A 12,327-nucleotide genomic window follows, 5' to 3' on the forward strand; every position below is an offset into this window, starting at 1 on the left:
CCTGATTGCAGAAGACATCACTCCCGCCCCCTTTATGCAAGCAGGAAACCGTTAAAAACCTCTGCTATAGAGAGTTTTTCATACAAAAATTGACAATTCACTGCCTTTCCGTATGATGCCCCCGTCGCAGAAAACCGCCGAAATGCCAGTCAGGCATTATTTATTTCATTCAACTGCGTGCTAGGTATTCATGAATTTTACAGATCTTGGACTTGGTCCTGATGTCCTGAAAGCCATCGAAGACGTTGGCTATACAGAAGCAACTCCCATTCAGGAAAAAGCAATTCCCTTCGTCTTGATGGGGCGCGATGTGATGGGCGTCGCCCAGACCGGAACCGGTAAAACCGCGTCCTTCACCCTGCCCATGATCGAAATGCTGGCCAATGGTCGGGCCAGAGCGCGTATGCCGCGCTCCCTGATCATCACGCCAACGCGCGAGCTGGCCTACCAGATCGCCGAAAACTTCGACAACTACGGCAAGTATTGCAAGCTCTCCAAAGCCCTGCTGATCGGGGGATCTTCCTTCGTCGAACAGGAAAAGCTTCTGGATCGCGGCGTTGACGTTCTGATTGCCACGCCCGGCCGCCTGCTGGATCTTTTCGATCGCGGCAAGATCATGCTGATGGACACCAAGCTTCTGGTGATCGACGAAGCAGACCGCATGCTGGATATGGGCTTTATCCCGGATGTCGAACGCATTGTTTCCCTGCTTCCGCAAATCCGTCAGACCCTGTTCTTCTCGGCCACCATGGCGCCGGAAATCAGGAAGCTGTCTGAAAAGTTCCTGTCCAATCCGAAAGAGGTTCAGGTTTCAGCCCCCTCCTCCACAGCCACAACTGTCGAGCAGAAGCTGATCCGCCTTCAGGGAACCGACAAGGAAAAGCGTGAAGCCCTTCGCGCTGTTCTGGAACTCGAAGGTGAAAACATCCAGTCTGCAGTCCTCTTCTGCAACCGCAAGAAGGACGTCGATATTCTGAACAAGTCCCTGACGGTCCACGGTTTTTCCTCCGCTGCCCTTCACGGCGACATGGCCCAGTCCCAGCGGATGGAAACGCTGAACGCTTTCAAGGAAGGCAAAATCAGGCTGCTGGTCTGTTCCGACGTCGCCGCTCGCGGACTCGATATCCCTGCTGTTTCCCACGTCTTCAACTTTGATATTCCGCTGAATGCAGAAGACTATGTTCACCGTATTGGCCGAACAGGACGCGCAGGACGAGAAGGCAAGGCTTTCAGCTTTGCCCTGCCGGAAGATTTCAAACTGCTCACCAATGTCCACAGCACAATCAACAAAACGATTGAGGAGCTGGTTGTCGAAGGCTTTGAACGCTGGGACGATGACGAAGCGGAAGCCCTGGTCAAAAGCAAAAAGCGTCGTGGTCGCAAAAAAGCAGCTGACAAGGATGAGGACAGCTCCGGCAAGTCTCCGCGAAGCAGACGCCGCAAGCGCTCCGATGACAAGGATGCAGAAAGCTCCGAACAGTCCGCCAGTGGAACTGCAGAGACCGGCTCCAGCGAAGAGAAACCCCGTCGTGGCCGCAGACGCCGCAACGATCAGGATCGCCAGAGCAATGTCGAGGTTCTGGCCGAGGCAAACGGTGAGCGTGTTCCATCCGACGAACCGCACAATCCGACCAAGTCCTTTGGCGATCACACACCGGCCTTCATGCTGCGCGAAGCCAAGGTTGCCTGATCAGGAAGCCGTTCTGCTGTTTTCATACTTTACATTTGCCCCTCAAGGGCGCAGACAAAAGGGGTCGAAAGACCCCTTTTTTGCGTTTACATCCTGATCGGCATTGTGTCGCAAGGGCACTGCGTTTTCAGGCCGGTTTTCTTTTATATTCATTGGTTCAGGTTTCATGCTCAATCTGCGCATCAGCTCCTATTACGCAGCTGTTTTTCTCGTCATGGGAATATATCTGCCCTTCTGGCCTCTCTGGCTGGAGGAACAGGGACTGGATGCCGAAACGATTGGCCTGTTGATGGCCCTTGCCCCCTGGTTACAGATTTTCACATCTCCCGGTCTGGCCCTGATTGCCGACAAAACAGGACGTCACAGAAAGACACTCATTGCCATTGCCCTTTTTGCGGCACTCAGTTTTTACGGGATCTATCATGCAGAAGCCCTGTCAGGTCTGACCAGCCTTCCCAAACTCACACTCTTTTTCATCCTGCAGGCCGCAGCAATCTGCACCTATCTGAGTATGATTCCGATCGGGGACAGCCAGACCCTGAAACTTGTCAACAGACATGATCTGTCCTACGGGCGCCTGCGCATGTGGGGATCGATCTCCTTCATTGCGGCATCGGTTGTGATCGGGAAGCTGCTGGAAGTCTTTTCCAACCAGGCCACAATCTGGCTTATGATTGGCGCCTTGATCCTCGCAGCCTTTGCAGCATCCGTCCTGCCGCGCGTCAGGGACAGACTCCCCGTTCCCGCAAAAACTGAAGAGGAAAAATCAGAGCAGCGCTCCGCCCTGAAAATCCTTCTGGGACGTCCACGTTTCCTTCTGGTTATCTTTGCCGCCAGTTCCATAACCGCAAGTCATGCAACCTTCTACGCCTTTGGCTCGCTGTACATGAGTTCACTGGGCTACGATGAAAGCGCGATTGGCCTGGTCTGGGCTGTCGGCGTCGTTGCAGAAGTCCTTCTGCTCTACAACGGCAAGCGTATCCTCAAACTCCTGAAGCCCGCCCACCTGATCCTTCTGGGCGGATGCGGTGCAGCCCTGCGGTGGTTCCTGATGACCGAGCTGGACAACATCTGGTTCTTCGGATTGCTGCAATGCCTTCACATGCTGAGCTTTGCCACCACGCATCTCGGCATTGCCAGCTACCTCTCCCACAACGCCCCCGAAAAGCTCGCAGCCTCCTCGCAAAGCCTCTACTCCGGCCTTGCAAACGGTCTGATGATGGGCGTCGGCATGCTGATTGCCGGCTCACTCTTCCCGGTCAATCCGCAATGGGCCTTCTGGGTTTCCGGAGCTCTGGCCTCAACGGGCATTCTTCTGATGCTCACCCAGCGCTCCCTGCTGGCCCTGACCCGGGAAACAGGACAGGCCGCAAACTGATAAAAACGGACAAAAAAAAGGCCTGCGCTCAAAAGCAGCAGGCCTTTTTTGTGATCAAACAAAGAGCTTACTTCGTGCCGTAAATGCGATCGCCTGCATCACCAAGGCCGGGAACAATGTAACCGTGTTCGTTCAGGCACTGATCAACAGAAGCCGTGTAGATCTGCACATCCGGATGATGTTTTTCAAACTCGGCGATACCTTCCGGCGCAGCGAGAATGCACAGGAACTTGATGTGTTTGGCACCATCCTTTTTGAGGCGCTCGATCGCAGCAACGGCTGTGTGACCGGTTGCCAGCATCGGGTCCACAACAATTACCTCGCGTTCGTTCATATCGGTTGGCATCTTGTAGTAGTACTCAACAGCCTCCAGCGTTTCCGGATCGCGATACAGACCGATGTGTCCGACACGCGCAGTCGGCAAAAGATCCATCATGCCATCCAGAATGCCGTTCCCCGCACGGAGAATGGAAACAAAACACGGCTCCAGATACTTCAGAACCGGCATCATGGCCCGTGCAACAGGCGTTTCGATTTCGCGCTCGGTAAGAGGCAGGTTGCGCGTCACCTCGTAAGCCAGCAACATCGACAGTTCCTTGGCAAGGCGACGGAATTCTACTGTTGGCGTTTCCTTCTTGCGCATCTGCGTCAATTTGACCTGCACAAGAGGATGATCAACAACATGAACAGTCATGGAAGTTTTCCCCTAAGGACGAAAAGAAATCCGGACCCGATCCACCACACTGTTACGTGAACCGCAAGGACACGAACAGGTCCGGCTGTTGTGAATTGGCCCTATAGCTAGCAGCGTAACAACGCTCTGTCGAGCCTTGCCTTGGATATCCATAAAAGCTTTTTGAAAAATCAATTTTAGAATCTTTCAAAAAAGGGATTGCAATCTGCTTCTTTTGAGTTATTTAAAAAACAGGACTGATTTAGTCAGGATTAAGGATCATGCTACGCCTGAACAGGCTGACAGACTATGCCGTGGTGGTTTTGGGAGCCATGTCCCGCAACAGCGAGGTCATGACAGCGCCTTACCTTGCCCAGACCACAGGCATTCCGCAGCCGACTGTATCCAAGATCCTGAATGCACTGTCCCGTCACGACCTGATTGTCTCCATGCGAGGAGCTGGTGGGGGTTATCTGCTGGACCGAAAGGCAGATGACATCAGCGTTGCAGATATCATTCAGGCAACCGAAGGCCCGATTGCACTGGCTGCCTGTGTTGACGGCGCTGATGACCACTGTGATGTAGAGGCGACCTGCCTGATGCGCGGAAACTGGAACCGCGTTAACACCGCAGTTGCTGATGCCCTTCGCACCGTCTCGCTGGCTGACATGATGAGCTTTGAACACGCCTTCCCGCTTCCGGAAAACAATCCTCAGAACGAGGCACTGGAGAGCGGCAATCAGCCCACTTGAGGCTCAGGGCAAGAGTGACTAAAGAGAGAGAAAATCGGATTGCTGCCATTTTGCAGCAATCACCGTTTGTACCGAGGAGATAATAACATGGCTGCGACGCAGGAAACTGTCGAACAGGTCCAGTCGCTGGAACAAGACAAGTACAAGTACGGTTTTGTGACAGAGATCGAAGCAGAATCTGCCCCGAAGGGTTTGAACGAGGATATCGTTCGCTTTATCTCGGCCAAGAAGAATGAGCCGGAATGGATGCTGGAATGGCGCCTGAAAGCCTTTCGTCACTGGCAGACCATGGAAGAACCGGAATGGTCCAAACTGAACTTCAAGCCGATTGACTATCAGGACGCCTATTACTACTCCGCGCCGAAATCAATGGAAGATCGCCCTCAAAGCCTTGACGAGGTTGATCCGGAACTGCTGCGCACTTACGAAAAGCTCGGCATTCCCCTGGAAGAGCAGAAAGTCCTCGCTGGTGTGGCTGTTGACGTTGTCTTTGACTCCGTTTCGGTTGCAACCACCTTCAAGGAAGAGCTCAAGGAACAGGGCATTATCTTCTGCTCGATTTCCGAAGCCATTCAGGAACACCCGGAACTGGTCAAAAAGTACATGGGTTCCGTTGTGCCTTACGGTGACAACAAACATGCCTGCCTGAACTCCGCGGTCTTCACAGACGGCTCTTTCGTGTACATCCCCAAAGGTGTGCGCTGCCCGGTTGAGCTGTCCACCTACTTCCGTATCAATGCGGAAAACACCGGTCAGTTCGAACGCACACTCCTGATCGCGGATGAAGACAGTTACGTCAGCTATCTGGAAGGTTGCACAGCGCCACAGCGTGACGAACACCAGCTCCACGCCGCTGTCGTCGAACTGGTCGCCATGGACAATGCAGAGATCAAGTACTCCACAGTTCAGAACTGGTATCCCGGTGATCAAGACGGAAACGGCGGTATCTACAACTTCGTGACCAAGCGCGGCATCTGCAGGGGTGATCACTCCAAGATCAGCTGGACACAGGTTGAAACAGGTTCTGCCCTGACCTGGAAATACCCGAGCACCATTCTGAAAGGGGATCACTCCTCGGCAGAATTCTACTCTGTTGCAATCACCAACGGTGCCCAGCAGGCTGACACTGGCACAAAGATGATCCATCTGGGCAAAAACACCCGTTCGCGCATCATCTCCAAGGGTATTTCCGCGGGCAAATCCCAGAACACCTATCGCGGTCTGGTCCGCATCGGTGCAAAGGCAGAAGGCGCACGCAACTTTACCCAGTGTGACTCGCTGCTGGTGGGGGATCGCTGTGGTGCACACACTGTTCCCTATATCGAGAACAAAAACCGCTCTGCACGGGTCGAGCACGAAGCAACAACCTCCAAAATCAGCGACGACCAGCTCTTCTACTGTCGTCAGCGCGGCATCCCCGAAGAGGAAGCCGTTGGTCTGGTGGTCAATGGTTTCTGCCGAGAGGTTCTGCAAGAGCTTCCCATGGAATTTGCCGTTGAGGCGCAAAAGCTGGTTGCCATCTCACTGGAAGGCTCGGTGGGCTAACCCCCCCTTCCCTCTGGCAGCCCTGTAAACACACAAGATTCGAGAGAGATACTCATCATGTTGGAAATCAAAAACCTGCACGTTGAAATCGACGGCAAAAAAATCCTCAACGGCATCAACCTGACCATCAAAGAAGGTGAAGTACACGCCATCATGGGGCCGAACGGTTCCGGTAAATCCACACTGGCAAACGTTCTAGCCGGCAAGGACGACTATGAAATCACCGAGGGTGAAATCCTGTTCAACGGCAAGGACATCACCGAACTGGAGCCGGAAGAACGCGCTGGTGAAGGCGTTTTCCTGGCCTTTCAGTACCCTGTTGAAATTCCGGGTGTAACCAACACAACCTTCCTGAAAGAGGCCTTCAACGCCCAGCGCAAATATCGCGGCGAAGAGGAAATGGACGGCCTGAAATTCGTCAAGCACCTGCGCCAGAAAACCCGTGATCTCGGCATTTCCGAAGAGATGCTGAAACGTTCTGTCAACGTTGGCTTCTCCGGTGGCGAGAAAAAGCGTAACGACATCCTCCAGATGTCCGTTCTGGAGCCAAAGCTGGCCGTTCTGGATGAAACAGACTCCGGTCTGGACATTGACGCGCTGCGCACGGTTGCCGACGGTGTGAACGGCCTGCGCAAGCCTGACAACGCCTTTGTGGTGATCACACACTATCAGCGCCTGCTCGACTACATCGTTCCGGATCAGGTCCACGTTCTGGCTTTCGGAAAAATCCGCAAATCCGGCGGCAAGGAACTGGCTCTGGAGCTGGAAGAAAAGGGTTACGCCGACTTTACCGGCGCTGAAGGAGAAGCAGCGTAATGAGCGAAGCCAACGTGATTTCCCTGACAGACGATCCCTTCGTCTCTCATTACAGCGCGGCAAAGGACAGCCTGCCCGGTGCAGACCTTGGCTGGGTCAGTGACCTGCGCGCAAAAAACATTGCGCTCTATGGCCAGAGTGGCCTGCCGACACCCCGCGTCGAAGACTGGAAGTTCACCAACCTGAACCTGTTGAACAAACAGAACTTCGCGCTGTCCTCCGCTGCAAACACTGCAGAGGTTCCCTTCGCACTGGAAGCAGACAAAACACTGCGCATTGCCTTTGTCGAGGGACGCTTTTCTGCAGAGCAATCCAGCAAGAACTGGCCTGCCGGTGTCAGCCTGGAAAGCTTTGCAGCTGCTCTGGAAAAGGGCGATGAAAGCCTGAACGAGGAACTGACGCGTGAACATCACAAGGGTGACACGCCCCTTGTTGCACTGAACACGGCCCTGATGACTGACGGCTTTGTTCTGACAATTGCTGCGGGAACCGAGCTTGAGGAAACCATCGAGATTGTTCACCTCGGTTCGCAATCTGCCGAACTGTCCTGGCACAGCCGCAACGTCATTCGTGCAGGCGAAAAATCCAGAGCCACCATTCTGGAACGCATCGTTGACAGCAGTGAGTCAGCCTATTTTGCCAACACAGCGACAACTGTTGTGGTCGGGGATGAAGCCAGACTGCATCACTACCGCGTTCAGGCTGCCAACAGCGCTGCTTTCCTGATCAGCCACACACGTGCATCCGTTGGAAAGAGCGCCTGCTATGACAGCTTCATTCTGAACACTGGTGCGCGTCTGGCCCGCAACGATATTGCTGTTCGACTGGAAGCGGAACAGTCTTCCTGTCACATCAACGGGGCCTATATGGCCGATGGCGATCAGCACAGCGACATCACCACCCATATTGATCACCTTGTTCCGAACACAACCTGTGACGAGGTTTTCAAGGGCGTGCTTGCCGGCAAGTCCCGCGGTGTGTTCCAGGGCAAGATCGTTGTCCACCAGGACGCCCAGAAAACTGTTGGCAATCAGTCCAACCGTGTTCTGCTCCTCTCGGAAACAGCCGAAGTGGATGCAAAACCCGAACTGGAAATCTTTGCAGACGATGTCATCTGCAGCCACGGCTGCACATCCGGTCAGATGGATGACACCCAGCTCTTCTACATGCAGGCACGCGGTCTCAGCAAGGAAACCGCTCAGCGCCTTCTGGTGCAGGCTTTCCTGTCTGAAGCCGTTGAGGAAATGCAAAATGAGGAGCTGCAGGATTTCTTCTTTGCACTGATCGAAGAGTGGCTCGCACAGCAGGCCTGATCAGGGCCTCTGAAACGGAAGGGTGTTGTGCGCGACATCAATACCCTTCCCTACAGGCCTCCGGGGCTGGCATAAAGACCCTGAACGCATAACCGGGAAAGAGGACAACACCATGTCTGTGGTTCTTTCAGCACACGACACACCTGCCCAGAGCGGCAGCAATTCCATCCTTGCCTTTGATGTCGAGGCTGTCCGCAGGGACTTTCCCATTCTGACACAGCAGATCCATGGCAAGCCTCTGGTTTATCTGGACTCTGCGGCCTCTGCCCAGAAGCCGCGCCAGGTTCTCGATGCCATGAACGAAGCACATGAATGTTACTATTCCAACGTGCATCGTGGCATTCACTCCCTGAGCCAGACTGCTACAGACCACTTTGAGGCGGCGCGCGAAAAGGTTGCCCGCTTCATCAACGCCCCATCCTCTGACCAGTGTATTTTCACCCGCGGGGCAACAGAATCGATCAACGTTGTAGCCAGTTCCTGGGGTCGCAAGTTCCTGCGCGAGGGAGATGAAATCCTGATCTCTGCCATGGAGCACCATGCCAATATTGTTCCCTGGCACTTCCTGAAGGAACAGATTGGCATCACACTCAAGATCATCCCGATTGATGACAATGGCGATCTGGACATGGAGGCCTTTGACAGCCTTCTGACCGAGCGCACAAAGCTGGTTGGCGTGACACATATTTCCAACGCTCTGGGAACCATCAATCCTGTCCGGGACATCATCAGGAAGGCTCATGATGCCGGAGCACTGGTTCTTGTTGATGGCTGTCAGGCAGCGCCTCACGCCCCGATCGACGTACAGGAACTCGATGCAGACTTCTACGTCTTCTCCAGTCACAAGGTTTACGGTCCGACCGGTATCGGTGTCCTCTACGGCAAGGCCGATATTCTCCGTGACATGCCTCCCCACCAGGGCGGTGGCGAGATGATCGATATTGTCACCTTCGAGGGCAGCACCTACAAGGACATCCCCCATCGTTTCGAAGCAGGCACTCCTGCGATTGTCGAAGCCATCGGCTTTGGTGCGGCCATTGACTACATCAATGCCATTGGCAAGGAACACATCGCCGCCCACGAAGCAGGCCTGCTCGCCTATGCACAGGATGCCGTCAGCTCCATCAAAAGCCTCCGCATTATCGGACAGGCCAGGGAAAAGGCTTCCATCCTGTCCTTCGTCATGGACGAAGCCCACCCGCATGACATCGGAACCATTCTGGACCGCCGTGGCATTGCCGTTCGCGTCGGGCATCACTGCGCACAGCCCCTGATGCAACGTTTCAACGTTTCAGCCACGGCACGCGCATCTTTTGGCATTTACAACACCCGGACTGAAGTAGATGCTTTTGTAGAAGCACTTGAAAAGGTGCAGGATCTTTTTGGATAATTCCCATGACATCACATTTCCCGGAAAACGGTCCCGATTTGAAAGATTTCATGCCAGCTGCCGAAGAAGGCGCCACTGCGATTGTTGGAGAACCCCTTCCTGAAGGCGCAGCAATCGCTTCGAAAACTGCTGCCATTGAGGCCATGCAGGAGGTTCACGATCCGGAAATCCCGATCAACATCTACGATCTCGGCCTGATCTACGGTATCGAGATTGATGACAGGGGCAATGCGGATATCACCATGACCCTCACCGCCCCGACCTGTCCTGTTGCAGGAGAACTGCCCCGTCAGGTGGCTGCTGCAGTTGCCGGTGTGGAAGGGATCGGCGTGGCCAAGGTCACCCTGACCTGGACACCGCCCTGGAACCAGAACATGATGAGCGAGGATGCCCGTCTGCTCATCGGTATGATGTACTGATCCGGCCACAAGACAAATATCTTCCTGTCGGTGACAAATGATTAAGACTTGTTAGGGATAATCATTATCACTACATTTAGGAAGTCCCACTGAGTTCCAAGAGCGATATGACAATGCAAGCACCCAAAATGCTGACTCTCACAGATGCAGCAGCAGACCGCGTGAAGTTTCTGATCGATCAAAGCGAAGAACCCGTTCTGGGCCTGCGCGTTGGTGTCAGCAGCCGCGGCTGTACGGGTCTGAGCTATGTCGTGGAATACGCCAAGGAACAAAAGAAGTTCGAGGACGCCGTTGAAGACAAGGGCGTGAAGATCTTTATCGAGCCCACGGCTATCATGTATCTGATTGGCAGCGAAATGGATTTTGTTGAAGATCAGTTCCAGAGTTCGTTCGTCTTTAATAACCCGAACGAAACAGGGCGTTGCGGCTGTGGAGAAAGCTTCCACGTTGGCCCGATGGAAACACAGGATTTCCTCTAACAAGCTCTTGTGAGAATTGAGATTCTTGCTAGTCTGATCCCCAGTTAGAAAACAGGGAGCCGGACCGTGCAGATCCAATACTACACAGCAGAGATGATGAAGGCCGGACTGGATTTTCCCGGACTGCTCTCCTTTATGGAACAGGAGCATCTGAAAGCTCCTCCGGTCATGGAACGCACCTTCATGAAACCGGATCAGCCCAAGCGTAGCAATCCGGCCGATCACCAAACCTACCTCTGCTGGCACGCCTGGGCTCCGGAAGAAATGATTGCTGTCAAACTCAGCGCCATTTTCCCCGAAAATAATTCAGCCCGACCTCCTCTTCCTTCCATCCATGCTGTTACAACAGTGTTCTGCGGAAAGACAGGCGTTCCCCTGGCCCTGCTGGATGCAACGGAGCTGACCTACTGGAAAACAGCAGCAGACTCTGTCCTCGGTGCAAAAAAACTGGCCCGTCCGAACTCTGAAAACCTGCTGATTGTTGGCGCAGGGCTGCTTGCTCCCTACCACATCAGAGCCTTTTCGGACGCCTTTCCCGATCTGAAAAGGATCACTGTCTGGAACAGAACAGCCAGCAAGGCCGAAAAGGTCTTTTCCGATCCGCTTTGCGAGAACGTTCAGGACCTGGAGCTGCAGGCAACCAGTAACCTTGAGCAGGCAGCTCGCAACGCTGACATCATATGCTGTATCACCGGCAGTGAAGAACCTCTGGTGCTCGGAGAATGGGTCAGGCCGGGCTGTCATCTCTCCCTGACGGGCAGTTACCAGCCACAAATGCGGGAAACAGACAGTGCCCTTGTCAAAAAATCACGGCTCTTCGTTAATCTGCGTCGCTTCACAGTCGAACAGTCCGGAGATCTCGCCATCCCCATCGCAGAAGGCGTGATCTCCGCCAGTTCCATAGAGGCCAATCTCTATGAAATCTGTCAGAACGGCCTGTCCACACCACGTCTCGAAAGCGATATTACCCTCTACAAAAATGCTGGCGGAGCCCACATGGACCTGATCACAGCCCGTTATGCCCTGCAAAAACTGAAGTCCTCATAAGACCCTTTCTTGCCTTCTCACAATAAAGCTGTGTTTTTGACTTCCTATTCACTGAATTAAGGAGTAGCGTAACCCTGTTTTTAGGCTACTCATTCCAAAGTGATGACTTATCTTTTCAAACCAGAAGACCCGAAAGCCCTGCCCATTGCAGGCGAAGACACACTCTTTCCTGTTCACCGCATTTTCTGTGTTGGCCGAAACTACGCCAAACATGCAGAGGAAATGGGCAGCGACCCGGACAGGGAACCACCTTTCTTTTTCATGAAACCCGACTCTGCGCTGATGATCAATCCGCAGACCGTTCCCTTTCCATCGGCCACGCAAAAGCTGCACCACGAGGTCGAACTGGTTGTTGCCCTCCACAAGGGTGGGGAAAACCTCAAGAAAAAGGAAGCTCTGTCCTGTGTTTACGGCTATGGGACAGGTGTTGACCTGACCAGGCGCGATCTTCAGGAAGTTGCGAAGGACAAACGCCATCCCTGGGCTTCAGCCAAGGCCTTTGACTGCTCGGCACCTGTCTCCACCCTTACACCTCTTCCCGGACAGGAATGGGATGGTAACAGCACCATCAGGCTTTCCGTGAATGACGAAAGAAGGCAAAAAGCCGAAATCAGCCACATGACCTGGTCAATCAGGGAAGTGATTTCCCACCTCTCCCGCCTGTTTGCACTGATGCCCGGCGACCTTATCTTTACAGGCACACCTGCCGGCGTCGGACCACTGGACATCGGAGACAGGGTTCAGGCAGAAATTGACGGCCTGCATCCCCTTGATTTCAAAATCGGATGACAAGCCTCCTGTAACGAAAAAGCCCCGAGAGAACTT

12 protein-coding genes are annotated in these 12,327 nt (G+C 53.9%); 11 read left to right on the top strand and 1 reads right to left on the bottom strand.

The annotated features are described in order from the left end of the window. The first annotated feature begins 190 nt into the window (after positions 1–190). Together AAAH10_RS09720 and AAAH10_RS09725 are read left to right on the top strand one after the other, a co-directional pair. Positions 191–1,690, top strand: a complete 1,500-nt coding sequence (locus tag AAAH10_RS09720) for a DEAD/DEAH box helicase (RefSeq protein WP_343562956.1) — start codon at positions 191–193, stop codon at positions 1,688–1,690. Positions 1,691–1,856: 166 nt separating this feature from the next. Then, complete coding sequence (locus AAAH10_RS09725) at positions 1,857–3,068, top strand: MFS transporter (protein WP_343562957.1); 1,212 nt, start codon at positions 1,857–1,859, stop codon at positions 3,066–3,068. A 67-nt stretch (positions 3,069–3,135) separates the two neighbouring features. Here the strand turns inward: AAAH10_RS09725 and upp are convergent, their stop codons facing one another. After that, the gene (gene upp / locus AAAH10_RS09730) at positions 3,136–3,762 is read right to left on the bottom strand and encodes a uracil phosphoribosyltransferase (RefSeq protein ID WP_343562958.1); all 627 of its coding nucleotides are present in this window, start codon (positions 3,760–3,762) and stop codon (positions 3,136–3,138) included. A 260-nt stretch (positions 3,763–4,022) separates the two neighbouring features. Between upp and AAAH10_RS09735 the strand changes: the two genes are divergently transcribed. From AAAH10_RS09735 to AAAH10_RS09775, 9 genes are all read left to right on the top strand, one after another. Beyond that, positions 4,023–4,493: an SUF system Fe-S cluster assembly regulator gene (locus AAAH10_RS09735; protein WP_343562960.1), complete on the top strand. Its 471-nt coding sequence runs from the start codon at positions 4,023–4,025 to the stop codon at positions 4,491–4,493. An 87-nt stretch (positions 4,494–4,580) separates the two neighbouring features. After that, complete coding sequence (sufB, locus tag AAAH10_RS09740; protein ID WP_343562962.1) at positions 4,581–6,038, top strand: Fe-S cluster assembly protein SufB; 1,458 nt, start codon at positions 4,581–4,583, stop codon at positions 6,036–6,038. Between the two features lie 57 nt (positions 6,039–6,095). Further along, positions 6,096–6,854 carry a Fe-S cluster assembly ATPase SufC gene (gene sufC, locus AAAH10_RS09745; RefSeq protein WP_343562965.1) on the top strand — a complete coding sequence of 253 codons (759 nt, stop codon included), beginning with the start codon at positions 6,096–6,098 and terminating at the stop codon, positions 6,852–6,854. Beyond that, the gene (gene sufD, locus AAAH10_RS09750; protein WP_343562967.1) at positions 6,854–8,167 is read left to right on the top strand and encodes a Fe-S cluster assembly protein SufD; all 1,314 of its coding nucleotides are present in this window, start codon (positions 6,854–6,856) and stop codon (positions 8,165–8,167) included. Before sufC ends, sufD begins: the two co-directional genes overlap by 1 nt. Before the next feature lie 112 nt (positions 8,168–8,279). Beyond that, a complete protein-coding gene (locus tag AAAH10_RS09755) occupies positions 8,280–9,557 on the top strand; it encodes a cysteine desulfurase (RefSeq protein ID WP_343562969.1) in 1,278 nt (425 codons plus the stop codon). Positions 9,558–9,562: 5 nt separating this feature from the next. Further along, a complete protein-coding gene (locus tag AAAH10_RS09760; protein ID WP_343562971.1) occupies positions 9,563–9,976 on the top strand; it encodes an iron-sulfur cluster assembly protein in 414 nt (137 codons plus the stop codon). 107 nt (positions 9,977–10,083) lie between these two features. Beyond that, positions 10,084–10,455, top strand: a complete 372-nt coding sequence (locus AAAH10_RS09765; protein ID WP_442490269.1) for a HesB/IscA family protein — start codon at positions 10,084–10,086, stop codon at positions 10,453–10,455. Between the two features lie 66 nt (positions 10,456–10,521). Then, on the top strand, positions 10,522–11,502 hold the full coding sequence (locus AAAH10_RS09770) for an ornithine cyclodeaminase family protein (RefSeq protein WP_343562975.1): 981 nt from the start codon (positions 10,522–10,524) through the stop codon (positions 11,500–11,502). Positions 11,503–11,604: 102 nt separating this feature from the next. Further along, positions 11,605–12,291 (top strand): fumarylacetoacetate hydrolase family protein, encoded by a 687-nt coding sequence (locus AAAH10_RS09775; RefSeq protein ID WP_343562977.1) that lies wholly within the window; start codon positions 11,605–11,607, stop codon positions 12,289–12,291. Positions 12,292–12,327 lie beyond the last annotated feature (36 nt).

The sequence above is a fragment of the Carbonatibacter coralli genome (assembly GCF_039592655.1).
Classification (GTDB): Bacteria; Pseudomonadota; Alphaproteobacteria; order Kiloniellales; family Kiloniellaceae; genus Carbonatibacter; species Carbonatibacter coralli.

Bases quoted from the DNA above. Each gene is read 5' to 3' on its own strand.
- AAAH10_RS09725 (WP_343562957.1), top strand. From the start codon at position 1,857: ATGCTCAATCTGCGCATCAGCTCCTATTACGCAGCTGTTTTTCTCGTC.
- sufC (WP_343562965.1), top strand. From the start codon at position 6,096: ATGTTGGAAATCAAAAACCTGCACGTTGAAATCGACGGCAAAAAAATC.
- AAAH10_RS09765 (WP_442490269.1), top strand. From the start codon at position 10,084: ATGACAATGCAAGCACCCAAAATGCTGACTCTCACAGATGCAGCAGCA.
- AAAH10_RS09735 (WP_343562960.1), top strand. From the start codon at position 4,023: ATGCTACGCCTGAACAGGCTGACAGACTATGCCGTGGTGGTTTTGGGA.
- upp (WP_343562958.1), bottom strand. From the start codon at position 3,762: ATGACTGTTCATGTTGTTGATCATCCTCTTGTGCAGGTCAAATTGACG.
- sufD (WP_343562967.1), top strand. From the start codon at position 6,854: ATGAGCGAAGCCAACGTGATTTCCCTGACAGACGATCCCTTCGTCTCT.
- AAAH10_RS09720 (WP_343562956.1), top strand. From the start codon at position 191: ATGAATTTTACAGATCTTGGACTTGGTCCTGATGTCCTGAAAGCCATC.
- AAAH10_RS09755 (WP_343562969.1), top strand. From the start codon at position 8,280: ATGTCTGTGGTTCTTTCAGCACACGACACACCTGCCCAGAGCGGCAGC.
- sufB (WP_343562962.1), top strand. From the start codon at position 4,581: ATGGCTGCGACGCAGGAAACTGTCGAACAGGTCCAGTCGCTGGAACAA.
- AAAH10_RS09775 (WP_343562977.1), top strand. From the start codon at position 11,605: ATGACTTATCTTTTCAAACCAGAAGACCCGAAAGCCCTGCCCATTGCA.
- AAAH10_RS09760 (WP_343562971.1), top strand. From the start codon at position 9,563: ATGACATCACATTTCCCGGAAAACGGTCCCGATTTGAAAGATTTCATG.